Source organism: Pseudomonas sp. MYb193, from assembly GCF_002966775.1.
GTDB lineage: Bacteria > Pseudomonadota > Gammaproteobacteria > Pseudomonadales > Pseudomonadaceae > Aquipseudomonas > Aquipseudomonas paracarnis.
Window position 1 is genome coordinate 5,405,021 of record NZ_CP023269.1, and the last position, 17,492, is coordinate 5,422,512.

Annotated in this window: 18 protein-coding genes; 5 read left to right on the plus strand and 13 right to left on the minus strand. The window is 61.8% G+C overall.

Annotation, left to right across the window (positions count from 1 at the left end; genetic code table 11):
* Positions 1 to 13 precede the first annotated feature (13 nt).
* The 4 genes from lptE (at position 14) to CLM72_RS24710 (ending at position 3,912) form a co-directional block, all read left to right on the plus strand.
* The gene (gene lptE / locus CLM72_RS24690; protein WP_014720078.1) at positions 14 to 619 is read left to right on the plus strand and encodes an LPS assembly lipoprotein LptE; all 606 of its coding nucleotides are present in this window, start codon (positions 14 to 16) and stop codon (positions 617 to 619) included.
* A gap of 39 nt (positions 620 to 658) precedes the next feature.
* Positions 659 to 1,696: a DNA polymerase III subunit delta gene (gene holA, locus CLM72_RS24695; protein ID WP_105228651.1), complete on the plus strand. Its 1,038-nt coding sequence runs from the start codon at positions 659 to 661 to the stop codon at positions 1,694 to 1,696.
* A gap of 663 nt (positions 1,697 to 2,359) precedes the next feature.
* Positions 2,360 to 2,524, plus strand: coding sequence for an alternative ribosome rescue factor ArfA (gene arfA, locus CLM72_RS24705; protein WP_003176285.1), 165 nt, complete (start codon positions 2,360 to 2,362; stop codon positions 2,522 to 2,524).
* Positions 2,525 to 2,586: 62 nt separating this feature from the next.
* The gene (locus CLM72_RS24710; protein WP_105228653.1) at positions 2,587 to 3,912 is read left to right on the plus strand and encodes a lytic murein transglycosylase; all 1,326 of its coding nucleotides are present in this window, start codon (positions 2,587 to 2,589) and stop codon (positions 3,910 to 3,912) included.
* Between the two features lie 106 nt (positions 3,913 to 4,018).
* Here CLM72_RS24710 and CLM72_RS24715 read toward each other — a convergent pair whose 3' ends face one another.
* From CLM72_RS24715 to CLM72_RS24780, 13 genes are all read right to left on the minus strand, one after another.
* Positions 4,019 to 4,939 (minus strand): LD-carboxypeptidase, encoded by a 921-nt coding sequence (locus CLM72_RS24715; RefSeq protein ID WP_105228655.1) that lies wholly within the window; start codon positions 4,937 to 4,939, stop codon positions 4,019 to 4,021.
* A 152-nt stretch (positions 4,940 to 5,091) separates the two neighbouring features.
* On the minus strand, positions 5,092 to 6,093 hold the full coding sequence (lipA, locus tag CLM72_RS24725) for a lipoyl synthase (RefSeq protein ID WP_161794304.1): 1,002 nt from the start codon (positions 6,091 to 6,093) through the stop codon (positions 5,092 to 5,094).
* A 25-nt stretch (positions 6,094 to 6,118) separates the two neighbouring features.
* Entirely contained in the window at positions 6,119 to 6,766 is a 648-nt protein-coding gene (gene lipB / locus CLM72_RS24730) for a lipoyl(octanoyl) transferase LipB (RefSeq protein ID WP_034126907.1), read from the minus strand.
* A complete protein-coding gene (locus CLM72_RS24735) occupies positions 6,766 to 7,047 on the minus strand; it encodes a DUF493 domain-containing protein (RefSeq protein ID WP_005791752.1) in 282 nt (93 codons plus the stop codon). Before CLM72_RS24735 ends, lipB begins: the two co-directional genes overlap by 1 nt.
* Before the next feature lie 85 nt (positions 7,048 to 7,132).
* A complete protein-coding gene (locus CLM72_RS24740) occupies positions 7,133 to 8,290 on the minus strand; it encodes a D-alanyl-D-alanine carboxypeptidase family protein (RefSeq protein ID WP_105228659.1) in 1,158 nt (385 codons plus the stop codon).
* A gap of 183 nt (positions 8,291 to 8,473) precedes the next feature.
* Entirely contained in the window at positions 8,474 to 9,478 is a 1,005-nt protein-coding gene (locus CLM72_RS24745) for a septal ring lytic transglycosylase RlpA family protein (RefSeq protein WP_105228661.1), read from the minus strand.
* Positions 9,478 to 10,488 carry a lytic murein transglycosylase B gene (gene mltB, locus CLM72_RS24750; protein ID WP_054896188.1) on the minus strand — a complete coding sequence of 337 codons (1,011 nt, stop codon included), beginning with the start codon at positions 10,486 to 10,488 and terminating at the stop codon, positions 9,478 to 9,480. The genes CLM72_RS24745 and mltB overlap by 1 nt, the downstream gene beginning before the upstream one ends.
* 17 nt (positions 10,489 to 10,505) lie before the next feature.
* On the minus strand, positions 10,506 to 11,609 hold the full coding sequence (gene rodA, locus CLM72_RS24755; RefSeq protein ID WP_044268991.1) for a rod shape-determining protein RodA: 1,104 nt from the start codon (positions 11,607 to 11,609) through the stop codon (positions 10,506 to 10,508).
* A 31-nt stretch (positions 11,610 to 11,640) separates the two neighbouring features.
* Entirely contained in the window at positions 11,641 to 13,539 is a 1,899-nt protein-coding gene (mrdA, locus tag CLM72_RS24760; protein WP_105228663.1) for a penicillin-binding protein 2, read from the minus strand.
* 15 nt (positions 13,540 to 13,554) lie between these two features.
* Positions 13,555 to 14,022, minus strand: a complete 468-nt coding sequence (gene rlmH, locus CLM72_RS24765) for a 23S rRNA (pseudouridine(1915)-N(3))-methyltransferase RlmH (protein ID WP_003176297.1) — start codon at positions 14,020 to 14,022, stop codon at positions 13,555 to 13,557.
* Positions 14,023 to 14,031: 9 nt separating this feature from the next.
* Positions 14,032 to 14,526 carry a ribosome silencing factor gene (gene rsfS, locus CLM72_RS24770; RefSeq protein ID WP_003176298.1) on the minus strand — a complete coding sequence of 165 codons (495 nt, stop codon included), beginning with the start codon at positions 14,524 to 14,526 and terminating at the stop codon, positions 14,032 to 14,034.
* Between the two features lie 66 nt (positions 14,527 to 14,592).
* Positions 14,593 to 15,237 (minus strand): nicotinate-nucleotide adenylyltransferase, encoded by a 645-nt coding sequence (gene nadD, locus CLM72_RS24775; protein WP_003194480.1) that lies wholly within the window; start codon positions 15,235 to 15,237, stop codon positions 14,593 to 14,595.
* Positions 15,237 to 16,502, minus strand: coding sequence for a glutamate-5-semialdehyde dehydrogenase (locus CLM72_RS24780; RefSeq protein WP_105228664.1), 1,266 nt, complete (start codon positions 16,500 to 16,502; stop codon positions 15,237 to 15,239). The genes nadD and CLM72_RS24780 overlap by 1 nt, the downstream gene beginning before the upstream one ends.
* A 175-nt stretch (positions 16,503 to 16,677) precedes the next feature.
* On the opposite strand from CLM72_RS24780, the gene CLM72_RS24785 reads away from it, so the two are divergent.
* Positions 16,678 to 17,361, plus strand: a complete 684-nt coding sequence (locus CLM72_RS24785; protein WP_105228666.1) for a DNA-3-methyladenine glycosylase — start codon at positions 16,678 to 16,680, stop codon at positions 17,359 to 17,361.
* The last annotated feature ends 131 nt before the right edge of the window (positions 17,362 to 17,492 follow it).

Genomic DNA, 17,492 nt, shown 5'->3' on the forward strand with positions numbered 1-17,492 from the left:
GGGGAGCAACAAAATGATCAAACGCAATCTGCTGGTTATGGGCCTTGCCGTGCTGTTGAGCGCTTGCGGCTTCCAGCTGCGCGGCACCGGCACCAATGAGCTGTCGCTCAAGGAACTCGACGTCAGCGCCCGCAACGCCTACGGCGAAACCGTCACCCAGCTGCGCCAGACCCTGGAAAACAGCGGTGTGCACGTGTACAACGGCGCAACCTACAAACTGATCCTGACGGATGAGCGAGAAACCCAGCGCAATATCAGCTACGCCAGTGCTGGCCGTGCGTCCGACGTCGAGCTGAACACAGCGCTGATGTTCGAAATACAAGGCCGTGATCAGTTGCCGTTGATGGGTGACAAGATTCAGGTGCAGAAAGTGGTGAGCCACGATGGCAACAACCTGGTGGGTTCGGACTCCGAGACCATCCAGGTGCGCAAGGAAATGCGTCGTGAGCTGATCCAGCGCATGATGACTCGCCTGCAAATGCTCACCCCGGAAAAACTGGCTGAGCTGCAGCAAGTGGCCGATAACAAGGCCAAGGCTGACGCCGACGCCCTGAAAGCTGCGCAGGAATATGAAGACAACACACCGAAACAGTCGCCTGTTGAAGTCCCTGTCGAGTAAGCCAGACGGGGCGCCCCTGGCGCCCCGTTCGCCCCGCCTATGAAACTTGCCCCCGCCCAACTCGCCAAGCACCTGCAAGGTGGCCTTGCGCCTGTCTATATCGTCAGCGGTGATGACCCGCTGCTGTGCCAGGAAGCGGCCGACGCTATTCGCACCGCCGCACGCCAACAAGGCTTCGATGAACGCCAGGTCTTCAGCGCCGACGCCAGTTTCGACTGGGGCACGCTGCTGCAAGCTGGCGCGAGCATGTCGCTGTTTGCCGAGAAACGCCTGCTGGAACTGCGCCTGCCCTCGGGCAAGCCGGGCGATAAAGGCGCGGCGGCCTTGATGGAGTACTGCTCGCGCCCCGCCGAAGACACCGTGTTGCTGGTCAGCCTGCCCAAGCTCGACGGCAGCGCGCAGAAAACCAAGTGGGGCAAGGCCCTGATTGAAGGTCCACAGACTCAGTTCATCCAGATCTGGCCGGTGGACAGCAACCAGTTGCCGCAGTGGATTCGTCAGCGCCTGTCGCAATCAGGGCTCGCAGCGACACAGGATGCCGTGGAGCTGATCGCCGCTCGGGTCGAGGGCAACCTGCTTGCCGCCGCCCAGGAGATCGAAAAGCTCAAGCTGATGGCTGAAGACGGGCAGATCACCGTCGAAACCGTGCAAGGCGCAGTGGCCGATAGCGCGCGCTTTGATGTGTTCGGCCTGGTGGACGCCATCCTCAACGGCGAACCCGCCCACGCCCTGCGCATGCTCGAAGGCCTGCGCGGCGAAGGGGTGGAACCACCGGTGATTCTCTGGGCCCTGGCCCGTGAGCTGCGCGTGTTGGCGAACATTGCCCTGCAATATAGCCAGGGCACACCGCTGGACAAATGCTTCAGCCAGGCCCGGCCACCGGTGTGGGACAAGCGCAAACCCCTGATGAGCAAAGCCCTGCAACGGCACTCGGCGCAACGCTGGGCGCAACTGTTGCTGGAAGCGCAGCGCATCGATGCACAGATCAAAGGCCAGGCGGCCGGCTCGCCGTGGATGAGCCTGAGCCGTCTGTCGCTGTTGATGGCCGGCCAGCGCCTGGCGTTGCCTGCCGAATAATCTCCCTCTGCACAACACCACAAAACCCTGTGGGAGCTGGCTTGCCTGCGATGGCGATGGGGCCAGTTGCTCCTGATACAGCTCTGTAGCGCTCAACGGTAACCACGATGCGAAGCGAGCCGCTCTTGATCTTGCTCTTGCTCTTGCTCTGCTTTTGATCTTAAGCGCCCCGTTAAACCACGCTGGCCGAACGCAGGCTTGAATTCGTGGGTAACCCGGCAGGACGCCGGGTTAGCCGCCCCGCGCCATGGATGGCGCGTGGCGGCGGCCCACGGATTCAAGCCTGCGTTCGGGCACACCGAGCCCAAGCGAGGTGCCGAGTGGTGGGGCGAGGACCTTTTGGTTACTTTTGGGTCCTTCCAAAAGTAACCCGCTGTCAGAGCGGAACCCTAGGTGGCCGTTACCGCAGCAATGGATATGTACACCATCCAACTGTGTTGACTTTCAGGCCGCCATCGCAGGCAAGCCAGCTCCCACATTTGGATCCTGGGGCGCCAGGGAGATAGGCGCCGGCTGTCAGGCCGTCGCGGGAGCCAGCTCCCACATTGACTCTGCCCATTGCTTATTTGCGACATTTCCCACCTATCGACGGGCTTTACAGCCGGCCCACTTCGGCAGATGATTTGCACCGCTGCATTCCACCCCCAAGCGAGAGAATCCATCATGAGCAAAAAGCCATCCAAGCATGGCCCCAACAAAGCCAAATCCATCATCGCCCAGCCACTGTTCCGCAGCCGTCAGGAACGCGCCGGCAAGGGCAAAGGCAGCTACCGCCGCGAAGCCTTCCAGTCTAATAGCTGGGAGGCTTCTTACTTTCTGGCTGCCTGAAGGCAAGCGCCCCTCTGGCATGATAAGGTCTGTACCTGATTTGTAACCCCCTGGACCTGTGCATGCCCTCTCGTCTTTCTCGTCATTGGCACCTACGCCAATTGATCGCTGCCTCCAGCCTCATTCTGCTCGTCGCCTGCGCCGAAAAACCTACCGCTGCGGACGCTCAACCCCTGCCCAAGCTCCAGACGGCCCCGGCTATCGCGCCTGCCGTGGTGGCCCCGTTGGCGGTGGACAATCTCGATATCCAGCCGACCCAGACCTTTGCCGAATGGCAAGCTGGCTTCCGTGCTCAAGCGCTGCAAGCCGGGATCACTGCGGCCGTGTTCGATAACGCTTTTGCCGGCGTCACCCCTGATATGGCGGTGATTCGCGCCGACCGCAGCCAACCGGAATTCTCCCGCCCGGTGTGGGAATACCTCGACGGTGCACTGTCGCCGGTGCGCGTGCGCAATGGCCAGGCACTGCTGGTCAAGTACGCCGATATTCTGCAAAGCATCGAGCAACGCTATGGCGTCGACCGCCAGGCGCTGGTCTCGGTGTGGGGCATGGAGAGCAACTTCGGCGCTTTCCAGGGCAATAACTCGGTGATCCGCTCCCTGGCCACCCTGGCCTATGAAGGACGTCGTCCGGCCTTTGCGCAAGCGCAGTTGCTGGCAGCGCTGCAGATCATCCAGCATGGCGATATTCAGGCCGACCAGATGAAAGGTTCCTGGGCCGGGGCGATGGGCCAGACCCAGTTCATCCCGACCACCTACAACACCCATGCCGTGGACTTCGACGGTGACGGTCGCCGCGATATCTGGAACAGCCCGTCCGACGCCCTCGCCTCCACCGCGCATTACCTGCAAAGCTCGGGGTGGCAGAAAGGCCAGCCATGGGGCGTTGAAGTGCAGCCGCTACCGTCGGGCTTCGACTACAGCCTGGCCGATGGCGGCGTGCGCAAGACCGTGGCGCAATGGTTGCAGCTGGGCATCCAACTCCCCCCTGGCGTGAGCCTGCCGGCCAATGTCGACCAGTTGTCCGCCGCCCTGCTGTTACCGGCCGGCTACCGTGGCCCGGCATTCCTGGTATTGGATAACTTCCGCGCGATCCTCAAGTACAACAATTCGTCGTCCTATGCACTGGCGGTTGGCTTGCTGTCGGAGCGATTTGGCGGCGGCGGTGTGATTCGGGGCAGTTGGCCAAAAGATGAGCTGCCACTGAGCCGTTCGCAACGCATTGACCTGCAGACGGCGCTCAGCGCCAAAGGGTATGACGCGGGCAATGCCGACGGGATTATTGGCGCCAACACGCGCAAGGCGATTCGGGCTGCACAGCAGGCGCTGGGCTGGCCGGCGGATGGGTATCCGACGGTGAAGTTGCTGGAATCGCTGCAGGGTCAGTAAACCGCGACCACCGCCATCGCAGGCAAGCCAGCTCCCACACTTGGAATGCATTTCAAAATGTGGGAGGGGGCTTGCTCCCGATAGGCCCTGATAAGCGATAACTATCTCAAGCCTTGAACACTACATCCTGCTCCAACACCACCCGCTGCTCCCCCGCATCCAGGCGCACCAAGGCGCCCATCGGCAATGTCAGGTTCGGGTCGCAATGCCCACTGCGCCAGCCTGCCAGCACTGGAATGCACAGCGGCTCAAAGGTCTGCTTCAGCAGATGCGCCAACGCCGCGCTATCCACACCGGCCACATCCCCTACCAGCACACCGGCGACCTGAGCCAGCTTGCCAGCCAAGCGCAGGTGAGTCAGCAATCGGTCGATGCGATAGAGCGGTTCGTTGACGTCTTCGATAAACAGGATGATGCCGTCAGCGTCTATTTCGTACGGCGTGCCCATGACCGCGGCGATCATCGACAAGTTACCGCCCAGCAAGCGCCCACAAGCCACACCCGGCTCGATTGTGGTCAGCGGGTAGGCCATCGGGTGCGGCAGCACACTGCCGGCGCCCCGTTGGCCACGCAGCAGGCTGAACAAGGAGGACTCGGTGGGTGGCTGTTTGCCGCCGAGCAGGTCGGCGTTGAGCATTGGGCCGTGAAAGGTCACGAAGCCGGCATAACGATTGATCGCCAGGTGCAAGGCGGTGATATCGCTGTAGCCCACGAACGGCTTGGGATTGGCGCGTAGCAGGTCGAAGTCCACGGCATCCAGCAAACGGGGCGTGCCATAGCCGCCACGCAGGCAGAGGATGGCATCGATGTCGGGGTTGGCGAAGGCGGCATGCAAATCGCGCAGGCGCACTTCATCGCTACCGGCCAGGTAGCCGTCGCGCTCGTGTACACCAGGGAAAATGTGCAGGTCGTAGCCACGGGCACGCATCCATTGCCGGGCTTTTTCAACATCCAGCGCGGCGGGGCCGGCGGGGGCGATCAGGCCGAGGGTGCCTTCGGGACGCAGTGCAGGTACGGCGGCGGTCATCCATGGTTCTCCCTATATGACGCAGAACGAAATGTGGGAGCTGGCTTGCCTGCGATGCAAGCGCCTCGGTGCATCAGTGACACCGAGGTGATGCTATCGCAGGCAAGCCAGCTCCCACACAAGCCCGCATTTCACATTGATCCTGGAGCGGCTTACGAAACCAGGCTCGCCTTGACCAGCTTGGCCTGCTCATCGGCGTGGTACGAAGACCGCACCAACGGGCCCGAGGCCACGTTCTTGAAGCCCATCTTGTAGCCTTCCTCGGCGAACCAGGCGAAGGTGTCCGGGTGCACGAAGCGCTGCACCGGCAAGTGGCTGCGGGACGGTTGCAGGTACTGACCCAGGGTCAGCATGTCGATGTCGTGTTCGCGCATGCGCTTCATGACTTCGATGACTTCTTCGTCGGTTTCACCCAGGCCCAGCATCAAGCCGGACTTGGTCGGGATGTGCGGCATCATCTGCTTGAATTTCTGCAGCAGGGTCAGCGACCACTGGTAGTCCGAACCCGGGCGCGCCGCCTTGTACAGGCGCGGCACGGTTTCCAGGTTATGGTTGAACACATCCGGCGGCTCGGCAGCGGTGATTTCCAGGGCGACGTCCATACGGCCACGGTAGTCCGGCACCAGGGTTTCGAGCATCACGTTGGGCGACAGCTTGCGGATCTCGCGGATGCAGTCGGCAAAGTGCTGGGCACCGCCGTCACGCAGGTCGTCGCGGTCCACGGAGGTGATCACCACATACTTGAGCTTCAGGTCGGCGATGGCGATGGCCAGGCTTTCTGGCTCATTGACGTCCAACGGCTTCGGACGGCCGTGGCCGACGTCGCAGAACGGGCAGCGACGGGTGCAGATGTCACCCATGATCATGAACGTGGCGGTGCCGCCAGAGAAGCACTCGCCCAGGTTCGGGCAGGAGGCTTCTTCGCATACGCTGTGCAACTTGTGTTTGCGCAGCAGCGACTTGATACGGTCGACTTCCGGCGAAACCGGGATGCGCACGCGAATCCAGTCGGGTTTCTTCGGCAGTTCGGTGGTCGGGATGATCTTGACCGGGATGCGTGCAACCTTCTCGGCGCCGCGCAGCTTGACGCCGGCTTCCACCTTGGCACGCGGGGCCGGGGCTGGACGCTCAGTGATGTCCAGCGTCGGGATCATGGTTTGCACAACATCAGTAGTCATATCAATCGATTCCGCCCGTCAGGGTCGTCTGCTCTGCATAGTCGAGGTGTTTGACGAGCTGCGCGCGCAGCCGGGCACTTACCTCGGCAAATTCTATGGATGTTGCATGGTCACTCAACTGGGTCATCGCAAGCCCGGCGTAACCGCACGGGTTGATTCGCCGGAACGGCGCCAGGTCCATGTCCACATTCAAGGCCAGGCCATGAAAGGAACAACCGTGGCGAATGCGCAGCCCCAAGGAGGCGATTTTCGCGCCATCCACGTATACACCCGGTGCATCGGGCTTGGCCACGGCGGTCACGCCGTAACTGGCCAACAGCTCGATCAGGCACGTCTCCATGCGGCTGACCAGGTCGCGCACGCCAAACCCCAGCTTGCGCACGTCCAGCAGCAGGTAGGCCACCAGTTGACCGGGCCCATGGTAAGTCACTTGACCCCCTCGGTCGACCTGCACCACCGGAATATCACCCGGCAGCAGCAAGTGCTCGGCCTTGCCGGCCTGGCCCTGGGTGAATACCGGCGGGTGTTCCACCAGCCAGATTTCATCCGGGGCCGAAGTGCCGCGCTCATTGGTAAAGCGCTGCATGGCATGCCAGACCGGCTCGTATGCCATCCGGCCGAGCTCGCGAAAGCCCAGGACTTGCGACATCACAGCACCATATGCACGAAGCCGGTGGCTCGCAGTTCGCTGTTGATGTTGTAGAGCTGGTCTTGATCGGTCGCAACGATGTGCAACTGGATCGTGGTGTACTTGCCGGTGGAGCTTTGGCGCTCGTCCACGCGGTTGTCGTTGATCGTCGCGTGCTTCCTGACGATCTCGAGAATCTTGTCCTTGCGGCCGACACCGGTATCGCTGATCACCTTGACGGGATAATCCGTAACAGGGAATTCGATCTTTGGCGCCTTTACTTCTACGTCTTTATCGGTCATGGCAGAACAGCCTCGTAAGCGCTAAGCCGTGGCGACGGGCAAAGCCCCGCGCTGGATCAACGCGGGGCTTTGCAGGTGCACACAATCAGTTGAACAAGCCGTAGAAGAATAGACGGATGCTATCCCATACGCGGCGGAAGATACCACCTTCCTCGACAGCGTCCAGCGCGATCAGGTCGGCGCTGTGCACCACCTTGTCGTCCAGCTTCACTTCGACCTTGCCGATCACATCACCCTTGGCGATTGGCGCAACCAATTGCGGGTTCAGGGTCATGCTGGCGGCGAGCTTTTTGAGCTGGCCTTTAGGCATGGTCAGGGTCAGGTCGTCGGCCAGGCCGGCCTTGACTTGCGAGGTTGCGCCCTTCCAAACCGGTGCAGTCGCCAGCTCAGCACCCTTCTGGTAGAAGGTCTGGGTTTCGAAGAAGCGGAAGCCGTAAGTCAGCAGTTTTTGCGTCTCGGCCGCACGGGCCTGCTCGCTGTTGGTACCGAATACTACGGCGATCAGGCGCTGGCCATCACGTACGGCGGACGACACCATGCAGTAGCCGGCTTCGTCGGTGTGGCCGGTCTTCAGGCCATCGACGGTCTTGTCGCGCCACAGCAACAGGTTGCGGTTAGGCTGCTTGATGTTGTTCCAGAAGAATTCCTTCTGGGAGTAGATCGCGTAGTGCACCGGGTCAACGCGGATGATGGCGCGCGCCAGGATCGCCATGTCGTGAGCCGACGAATAGTGCTCTGGGTTCGGCAGGCCAGTCGGGTTCATGAAGTGGCTGTTGGTCATGCCCAACTCGCCGGCGGTTTTGTTCATCATGTCGGCGAAGGCGTCTTCGCTGCCGGCGATGTGCTCGGCCAGGGCGACGCTGGCGTCGTTACCGGACTGGATGATGATGCCGTGCAGCAGGTCGCTCACGGTGACTTGCGAACCCACCTTGATGAACATCCGCGAACCACCGGTACGCCAGGCGTTTTCGCTGACGGTAACCGGGTCGTTTTCGCCGATCTGGCCGCGACGGATTTCCAGGGTCGCGATGTAGGCGGTCATCAGCTTGGTCAGGCTGGCAGGCGGCAGGCGTACATCACCGCCGCTTTCGACCAGCACGTTGCCACTGGCGGCGTCCATGAGGACCCACGACTTGGCGGCCAGTTGCGGGGAGGCCGGCACCATTTCAACCGCCCAGGCGGCTGGGGTGATGATCAGCGAGATAAGCAGGCACGTACGTTTGGCTAAGGTGGTGATGTTCATCCGTCTCTCGAAATTGCTTATGGAAACTTGCCCTCGCGGGCAAAACTATTCAGACAGCCCGCTTCCAGACTGTCACGTGTTCGGTTGCCCGCTCACCCCTTGCCCCTGGGTTTTTATTGTTCAACGAGCCAACAACCAGGGTTCAAGCGCGCATGCGCGTCTGAGCCATCAATCCGTTACTGCTTATTCTGCGGTGACCACGCTGGGTTGCCCCAGGTTGGCCAGGCGCACACTGTTCTGCACTTGCGCCACCTCGCTCGGCGAGCCGATAGGGCCCATGCGTACACGGTGCAAGGTTTGCTGGTTACGCACGATGGAACTGATGAAGACCGGCGCGTTGACCATGCCGCTGAGCTTGGACCTTAACAGTTCTGCCGCATCCGGGTTGGCGAAAGCGCCGACCTGCAGGTATTGCCCACCGGCCATGGAGGCGCCCGCTGCCGCGTGAGGCACCACCACGGTATCAGGCGCATGCTGCGCAGGTGGCGGGGTCCATTGCTCGATCTTGCCGGTGGAGGCCGTCACTTGCGGTTGCGGGGTTGGCGGTTCGTTGAGCATCAATGGCGCGGGTTTGCCACGCTGGGCCCAATACTGCGCCGGATCGATGCCTTCGACCTTGACCCGTGCGGTGCCGGTTTCGGCATAACCGAGTTTCTTGGCGGCCGCGTAGGACAAGTCGATGATCCGGTCCGAATAGAACGGCCCACGATCATTGACCCGCAGGATCACGGTGCGATTGTTGTCCAGGTTGGTCACGCGCACATAGCTGGGCAGCGGCAGGGTCTTGTGGGCCGCGCTCATGCCATACAGGTCATACACTTCGCCGTTGGCGGTGTTCTGGCCATGGAACTTGGTGCCGTACCAGGACGCGGTGCCCGACTGCACGTAAGTCTTGGATTCCTGCAGCGGGAAGTAATTCTTGCCCAGCACGGTATAGGGGTTGGCCTTGTACGGGCCGGTGTGCAGCGTCGGCGTGGCGTCCGGGATCTTCGACACATCCACATCCCACCACGGCGCGCCATCTTTGTGCGCACGGTTGATGTCCAGGCCCGGCTGGGCGCGCACCACCGCACCGCCCGCCTTCTTGGCCGGCGCACGGTTAGGGGTGGTGGAACAACTGGCTACCAACAAGGACAACGCGGCGAACGCCACCAGCTTGAGCGGTTTTTTGAACGGCGATACCCGCATTACTTGTTGCCCCGTGCTTGAACCAGCTCATCTGACAGCTGATGCACGGCCATGGCGTACATCACACTGCGGTTATAACGCGTGATTGCGTAGAAATTCTTCAGGCCCATCCAGTATTCAGGGCCATTTGCGCCTTCCAGGCGGAATGCCGTCACCGGCATGTCGTCGCGTGGCGCATTCTGACTCGACCAGCCCAGCGCTCGCAACTCCCCGACGGTCTTGACCGGTTCGATACCTTGGGTCAGGCCCTCGTCGGCGCGCTCGCCCGTGACATCGGCGCGGATAACCACCGGCTCGCCGGCGACCCAACCGTGGCGCTTGAAGTAGCTGGCCACGCTGCCGATGGCATCGTCGGGGTTGCTCCAGATATTGATGTGCCCGTCACCGTCGAAATCCACCGCATAGGCGCGAAAGCTGCTCGGCATGAACTGCGGCAAGCCCATCGCCCCGGCGTAGGAGCCCTTGAGGCTCAGCGGGTCGACCTGCTCTTCGCGGGCCAGCAACAGGAATTCGCGCAGTTCCTTGCGGAAGAACTCGGCGCGGGGCGGGTAATCGAAGCCCAGTGTCGACAAGGCGTCGATCACCCGGTAGCTGCCAGTGTTGCGCCCATAGAAGGTTTCGATGCCGATGATTGAGACGATCACCTGCGCCGGCACGCCGTACTCCTGCTCGGCGCGGGCCAGTACCGCCTCGTGCTGGCGCCAGAAATCCACACCACGGGCGATGCGCGCATCAGTGAGGAACATCGGGCGATAGTCCTTCCACTGCTTCACACGTTCGGCGGGCCGGGAAATGGCGTCGAGGATCGCCTGCTTTTTCTGGGCTTCGCGGAACACGCCCATCAGTTGCTCGCCGGCAAAACCGTAGTCGCGGGTCAGCTCACCGACAAATTCGGCAACCTGGGGAGAGCCATCGTAGTCACCGGCCTGCGCCTCTTGCGTTGCACCCAGCAGCCCGATCAGGCCCATCCAGGTCGCATGCCGAGTCGCCCAGCCGCGCATTACTTGCATTGACATCTTCACCTTATTCAAACCTGTGCGATCCACTTGCGATGCGTATGAATCGACATCAAAACCCCAAACGCTGACAGCAATGTCACCAGCGAAGTTCCGCCGTAGCTAATGAATGGCAACGGCACCCCAACCACCGGCAGCAGGCCACTGACCATACCGATGTTGACGAAAACGTAAACAAAAAAAGTCATGGTCAGGCTGCCGGCGAGTAATTTGCCGAACAGCGTTTGCGCCTGGGCAGTGATCACCAGGCCGCGACCAATCAACAGCAGATAAATCAGCAACAACGCGCAAATGCCCACCAGGCCGAACTCTTCGCCCATCACCGCGATGATGAAGTCGGTGTGGCTCTCGGGCAAGAAGTCCAGGTGAGACTGGGTGCCCAGCAACCATCCCTTGCCAAATACCCCGCCGGAACCGATGGCCGCCTTGGATTGGATGATGTTCCAGCCAGTACCCAGCGGGTCGCTCTCCGGGTCGAGGAACGTCAGGATCCGTTGCTTCTGGTAGTCGTGCATGAAGAAGAACCACATGGCCACGGCCACGGGCACGGCGGCTGCCAGCACGCTGAGGATCCAGCGCCAGCGCAGGCCACCCATGAACAATACGAACGCGCCACCGGCGAGGATCAGCAACGAGGTGCCAAGGTCCGGCTGGCGCACGATCAACACAAAGGGCACGCCGATCAGGATCAGGCTGATCGCCACGTGCTTGAGCTGCGGCGGCAAGGTGCGCTTGGACAGGTACCAGGCAATGGTGGCGGGCATCAGGATCTTCATGAATTCCGACGGTTGGAAGCGAATCACCCCGGGGATGTTGATCCAGCGTGTGGCGCCCATGGCGTTGTGGCCCATGACGTCCACCACCACCAGCAACAACACGCCGGCGACATACCCCAAAGGCACCCAGCGCGCCATGAAACGCGGCTCCAGTTGGGCGATGACCACCATCGACAGCAGGCCCAGGCCAAACGAGGACGCCTGCTTGATCAGCAGGTCCCAGTTCTTGCCGCTGGCCGAATACAGCACGAACAGGCTGCCGGCTGCCAGGGTCAGCAGCAGGATCAGCAGGGGGCCATCAATGTGCATGCGTTGCAGCAACGTCGCACGGCGACGCATCACATCTTCGCTGGAGAGGATGCGGTCAAAATTACTCTTCACGGGCCGTAACCTCGGGGCTTGAAGGGGGGCCGCCATACTCGGGCTTGAGCCGGCCATCGTCGGCCAGCAGCCAGGCGTCCATCACCTGGCGTACCACTGGGGCCGCGACGCCGGAGCCGGACTCGCCGTTCTCGACCATCACTGCCACCACGATTTTCGGGTCTTCCGCCGGGGCAAAGCCGACAAACAAGGCGTGGTCGCGGTGGCGTTCCTGGACCTTGGAGCGGTCATACTTTTCGCCCTGTTTGATCGCGACCACCTGGGCCGTACCACTCTTGCCGGCAATGCGGTACTGCGCGCCGACCGCCGCCTTGCGCGCAGTGCCGCGAGCGCCGTGCATCACCTGCTGCATGCCGTGGTTGACCTTGGCCCAGTCGGACGGGTCACGCAGCACGATGTCAGGAATCGGATTGTCGTCCACCGGCTTTTCGCCTTCGATGGTTCTGGCCAGGTGCGGTCGGTTCCACACGCCTTTGTTCGCCACCAGCGCCGTGGCCTGGGCCAGTTGCAGCGGAGTGGCCTGCATATAGCCCTGGCCGATACCCAGGATCAGGGTTTCGCCGGGGAACCACGCCTGGCGGCGGGTCGCACGCTTCCACTCCCGCGACGGCATCAGGCCGGGGGATTCTTCGAACATGTCCAGGGAGACTTTCTGACCGAGGCCGAACTTGCCCATGTAGGCAGACAGCCGATCAATTCCCAGTTTATGGGCCAGGTCGTAAAAATAGGTGTCGTTGGAGCGCATGATCGCGGTGTCCAGGTCGACATAGCCGTCACCGGAGCGGTTCCAGTTACGGTACTTGTGGTCGTAGTTGGGCAGCATGTAGTAGCCAGGGTCGTACACCCGGCTTGAGGCCGTGACCACGCCAGCATCCAGGCCGGCAATCGCCACCGCCGGTTTGATGGTCGAGCCCGGTGGGTACAGGCCGCGCAACACACGGTTGAACAGTGGCCGGTCGATGGAATCACGCAGCTCGGCGTAGGCCTTGAAGCTGATGCCAGTCACAAAGGGGTTGGGGTCGAAGCTGGGCTGGCTGACCATCGCCAGCACTTCGCCAGTCTTCGGGTCCAGCGCCACTACGGCACCCCGCCGACCGCCCAGGGCCATCTCGGCAGCTTCCTGCAACTTGATGTCCAGGCTAAGGACAATGTCCTTGCCCGGCACCGGGTCGGTGCGCTTGAGCACGCGCAATACGCGGCCACGCGCATTGGTCTCGACTTCCTCGTTACCTACCTGGCCATGCAACTCGGCCTCGTAGAAACGCTCGATGCCGGTTTTGCCGATATGATGGGTGCCGCTGTAGTTGATCGGGTCGAGGGTTTTCAGCTCTTTCTCGTTGATCCGCCCCATGTAACCAACGGAGTGGGCAAAGTGCGGCCCTTGCGGGTAATGCCGCACCAACTGCGCCACCACTTCCACACCCGGCAGGCGGAACTGGTTCACCGCAATCCGGGCGATCTGCTCTTCGGTCAGCTCGAACAGGATCGGCACCGGCTCGAACGGCCGGCGCCCCTGCCGCATGCGCTTCTCGAAGACGGCCCGGTCTTCCGGCGTCAGTTGCAGCACCTCGACGATGACATCGAGGACCTGCTTCCAATCGCCGGAGCGTTCACGGGTCATGCTCAGGCTGAAGCTGGGCCGGTTATCGGCAACCACTACGCCATTGCGGTCGAAGATCAGCCCACGGGTCGGGGGAATCGGCTGCACATGCACCCGGTTGTTTTCCGACAGCGTGGAGTGATAGTCGTACTGGATCACCTGGAGGAAATACAGCCGCGCAATCAGCACGCACATCAGCACCACCACCAAGACAGCACCGAACACCACCCGCGCGCGTACCAGACGTGCGTCTTTCTCGTGGTCCTTGATGCGGATCGGCTGGGTCATCGGGGGCGGCGCAGACTATTTGTGGTAAGGGTGCCCGGACAGGACTGTCCAGGCGCGATACAGCTGTTCACCGATCAGAATCCTTACCAACGGGTGCGGCAACGTCAGCGCCGACAGCGACCAGCGCTGATCGGCCCGCGCACAGACTTCCGGCGCCAGCCCTTCCGGGCCGCCGACCATGAAATTGACCGTGCGCGAATCCAGGCGCCAGCGATCCAGTTCCACCGCCAGTTGCTCGGTGCTCCAGGGCTTGCCGTGCACTTCAAGGGTGACGATGCGCTCATTGGGGCCGACCTTGGCCAGCATGGCTTCGCCTTCCTGACGGATAAAGCGCGCCACGTCGGCGTTCTTGCCCCGGGTATTGAGCGGTATTTCCACCAGCTCAAGCGACAGCTCAGCGGGCAGACGCTTGGCATATTCGTGCCAGCCTTCTTCCACCCACTTGGGCATGCGTGAACCGACAGCGATCAGACGCAGGCGCACAGCCGTTCCTTATTCCTGGTCTTTGTTGAGCTTGTCGAAGTGCGCGTGGCCCACTTCCGGGCTGTGGTGCTTGCCATCGGCGGCACGGCTCTGCTCGGCGCCTTTCCACAGACGTTCCAGGTCGTAGAACTGGCGAGCGTTGGAGGTCATCATGTGAACGATCACATCGTCCATGTCCAGCAGCACCCAGTCGCTGTCGCCCTTGCCTTCTTCACCCAGTGGCTTGACGCCCTGGGCTTTGACGGCTTCGCGAACCTTGTCCAGCATCGCGCCGATCTGGCGGTTGGAGGTACCGGTGGCGATGATCATGAAGTCGGTGATGCTCTGCTTGTCGCGCACGTCCAGCACCTGGATGTCCTGGGCTTTAACGTCTTCCAGGGCAGCCACGGCGACTTTCACCAGCTCTTCGCCAGCCAATTCCGGGCCGACATGGGCTTCAACCGGCAGCGGCGCGCTTTTGAAGGTGCCTTTGCGCTTAACTTTGCTTACGTCTTTGTTCGTCATATAAAACTCGTTTTGCTCGTATGTTCGGGCGCTTGCTGCACGGTTCGTGCGTTCAAGCGCGCCTTTTCAGTTCGACGCACGGTAAAGCCCGTGCGCATCGATGTAGGCCAGGACCGCGTCAGGCACCAGGAAACGTACCGACTTCCCGCTGGCCAGCAGTTGACGGATCTGGGTGGCGGACACCGCAAGCGGGGTCTGCCAGACGAATGCAATATTCCCGTTCGGCCCGGTCAGGGCCAAGGGGTCACTTACCGACCGCGCGGCCAGCAGGTTGCGCAAGGCATCCGGCGGTTCGCTGTCGGCATCCGGGCGTTGCAAAACCAGGATGTGGCAATGCTGGAGGAGTTCCTCCCAGCGGTGCCAAGAGGGCAGGCCGCAAAATGCGTCCCAGCCCAAAAGCAGAAACAGTGGGTCATCCGCGGCCAATTCGGCGCGCATCAGCTCCAGGGTGTCGATAGTGTAGGACGGTTTATCGCGCTTGAGTTCGCGATCGTCCACCACCAGCGGCGATATACCTTCTACGGCAACACGCACCATTTCCAGGCGTTGCTCGGCGGCCACCTGCGGCGTGTCGCGATGGGGCGGCCGGAAATTGGGCAGCAGGCGCAGCTCATCCAGCGCAAGGGCATCCGCAACTTCGAGGGCACTGCGCAAATGGCCAATGTGCACGGGGTCGAAAGTACCGCCGAGCAGCCCGATGCGTTTAGTCATCAAGTGCGCACATGACCGTCGCCAAACACCACGTACTTCTCACTGGTCAGCCCTTCGAGGCCCACCGGGCCGCGTGCGTGGAGCTTGTCGGTGGAAATACCGATCTCAGCCCCCAGGCCGTACTCGAAGCCGTCGGCAAAACGCGTCGAGGCGTTGACCATCACCGAAGCGGAATCCACTTCGTTGAGGAAACGCCGGGCATCGCTGAAATGCTCGGAAACGATGGCGTCGGTGTGTTTGGAGCCATAGGTATTGATGTGTTCGATGGCCTGGTCCAGGTCGTCGACGATGCGGATCGACAGGATCGGGGCCGTGTACTCGGTGTACCAGTCCTGCTCAGTCGCCTCGATGACGTCCGCGCCCAGCAACGCCCGGGTGCGCTCGCAACCGCGCAGTTCTACCGACTTGTCACGGTAGATGGCAGCCAGCGGCGGCAGCACGCGCTCGGCAATGCCAGCGTGCACCAGCAGGGTTTCCATGGTGTTGCACGGCGCGTAGCGGTGGGTCTTGGCGTTGTCGGCAATGCGGATCGCCTTGTCGAGGTCGGCGGCGATGTCGATGAACACATGGCAGACGCCGTCCAGGTGCTTGATAACTGGCACCTTGGCATCGCGGCTGACGCGCTCGATCAGGCTCTTGCCACCCCGCGGCACGATCACGTCGACGAATTCCGGCATGGTTATCAGCGCGCCCACGGCAGCACGGTCGGTGGTTTCCACCACTTGCACCACTTCAGCCGGTAACTCGGCCACGGCCAGGCCCTGCTGGATGCAGGCGGCGATGGCGCGGTTGGAATTGATCGCTTCGGAACCGCCACGCAGGATGGTGGCGTTGCCTGACTTCAGGCACAGGCTCGCGGCGTCGATGGTCACGTTCGGGCGCGACTCATAGATGATACCGATCACGCCCAGGGGCACGCGCATCTTGCCCACCTGGATGCCGGACGGCAGGTAGCGCATGTCGCGAATTTCACCGATGGGGTCAGGCAGCTTGGCTACCTGACGCAGGCCTTCGATCATGTCGTCGACACGTGCCGGGGTCAGCGCCAGGCGGTCCAGCAGGGCTGGCTCCAGGCCATTAGCGCGCCCATTGGCCAGGTCCAGCTCGTTGGCGGCGGTCAGCTCGGAGCGCGAAGCATCCAGAGCATCGGCAGCCGCCAGCAGCGCACGGTTCTTCTGCGCGGTGCTCGCACGGGCGATCAACCGCGAGGCCTGCCGGGCAGCGCGACCCAGGCGGGTCATGTAGTCAAGAACGGACTCAGTCATGGTCAGGGAGTCTTGGCAAAGAGGAAAGCGGCAGATTATAGCTGTGACGCCGCCCGACTGACAGCGGTGAGGGGCGGATGGTCGAAATGAACTGTAAAAACCCCGGGTTCAGCCGTAATTAAGGTGAGAGTTGTTATGATTCGGTCACATTTAGCCGTATCAACCCTTGACCGCCATGCCCGACTTTCCCCCCCTGCTCCCCGCCAGCCCGCTGCCCGATAGCTTCTTCGACCGCGATGCGCAACTGCTTGCGCGTGAATTACTCGGAAAAGTCATTCGTCATCGTGTGGGCGATCTCTGGCTTTCGGCGCGAATTATTGAAACCGAAGCCTATTACGTGGCCGAAAAAGGCAGCCACGCCTCACTCGGCTACACAGAAAAGCGTAAGGCTTTGTTTCTGGATGGTGGCCATATCTACATGTACTACGCCCGTGGCGGTGATTCGTTGAACTTCAGCGCCCACGGCCCGGGCAATGCCGTGCTGATCAAATCGGCCTATCCCTGGGTCGACGAAATTTCCGGTGCGGCGAGCCTGGCGCAGATGCTGTTGAACAACCCCAACCCCGATGGCAGCCCACGCCCCTCGCAGAAGCTGTGTGCAGGCCAGACGCTACTGTGCAAGGCACTGGGCCTGAAAGTGCCGATGTGGGATGCCAAGCGCTTCGACCAGGAACTGCTGTATGTCGAAGACGTGGGCCAGGTGCCCACGCAGATTATCCAGACCACGCGCCTGGGCATTCCCACTGGGCGCGATGAGCACTTGATGTACCGTTTCGTCGATGCTGGCTATGCGCCTTATTGCACGCGGAACCCGCTGCGTCGGGGGCAGGTCGAAGGCCGGGATTATTTTTTGATTTGACCGGGCAGAACCAAGCAACACATCCCATGTGGGAGCTGGCTTGCCTGCGATAGCGGTGTGTCAGGCAACTTCAATGCTGGCCATACCGCAGCCATCGCAGGCAAGCCAGCTCCCACAGTTGAATTTCACCG

What these genes read in the sequence shown, in the direction of transcription:
- lptE (WP_014720078.1), top strand. Translation starts at nt 14, where the DNA reads ATGATCAAACGCAATCTGCTGGTTATGGGCCTTGCCGTGCTGTTGAGC.
- holA (WP_105228651.1), top strand. Translation starts at nt 659, where the DNA reads ATGAAACTTGCCCCCGCCCAACTCGCCAAGCACCTGCAAGGTGGCCTT.
- arfA (WP_003176285.1), top strand. Translation starts at nt 2,360, where the DNA reads ATGAGCAAAAAGCCATCCAAGCATGGCCCCAACAAAGCCAAATCCATC.
- CLM72_RS24710 (WP_105228653.1), top strand. Translation starts at nt 2,587, where the DNA reads ATGCCCTCTCGTCTTTCTCGTCATTGGCACCTACGCCAATTGATCGCT.
- CLM72_RS24715 (WP_105228655.1), bottom strand. Translation starts at nt 4,939, where the DNA reads ATGACCGCCGCCGTACCTGCACTGCGTCCCGAAGGCACCCTCGGCCTG.
- lipA (WP_161794304.1), bottom strand. Translation starts at nt 6,093, where the DNA reads ATGATCCCGACGCTGGACATCACTGAGCGTCCAGCCCCGGCCCCGCGT.
- lipB (WP_034126907.1), bottom strand. Translation starts at nt 6,766, where the DNA reads ATGTCGCAAGTCCTGGGCTTTCGCGAGCTCGGCCGGATGGCATACGAG.
- CLM72_RS24735 (WP_005791752.1), bottom strand. Translation starts at nt 7,047, where the DNA reads ATGACCGATAAAGACGTAGAAGTAAAGGCGCCAAAGATCGAATTCCCT.
- CLM72_RS24740 (WP_105228659.1), bottom strand. Translation starts at nt 8,290, where the DNA reads ATGAACATCACCACCTTAGCCAAACGTACGTGCCTGCTTATCTCGCTG.
- CLM72_RS24745 (WP_105228661.1), bottom strand. Translation starts at nt 9,478, where the DNA reads ATGCGGGTATCGCCGTTCAAAAAACCGCTCAAGCTGGTGGCGTTCGCC.
- mltB (WP_054896188.1), bottom strand. Translation starts at nt 10,488, where the DNA reads ATGCAAGTAATGCGCGGCTGGGCGACTCGGCATGCGACCTGGATGGGC.
- rodA (WP_044268991.1), bottom strand. Translation starts at nt 11,609, where the DNA reads ATGCGTCGCCGTGCGACGTTGCTGCAACGCATGCACATTGATGGCCCC.
- mrdA (WP_105228663.1), bottom strand. Translation starts at nt 13,539, where the DNA reads ATGACCCAGCCGATCCGCATCAAGGACCACGAGAAAGACGCACGTCTG.
- rsfS (WP_003176298.1), bottom strand. Translation starts at nt 14,526, where the DNA reads ATGACGAACAAAGACGTAAGCAAAGTTAAGCGCAAAGGCACCTTCAAA.
- nadD (WP_003194480.1), bottom strand. Translation starts at nt 15,237, where the DNA reads ATGACTAAACGCATCGGGCTGCTCGGCGGTACTTTCGACCCCGTGCAC.
- CLM72_RS24780 (WP_105228664.1), bottom strand. Translation starts at nt 16,502, where the DNA reads ATGACTGAGTCCGTTCTTGACTACATGACCCGCCTGGGTCGCGCTGCC.
- CLM72_RS24785 (WP_105228666.1), top strand. Translation starts at nt 16,678, where the DNA reads ATGCCCGACTTTCCCCCCCTGCTCCCCGCCAGCCCGCTGCCCGATAGC.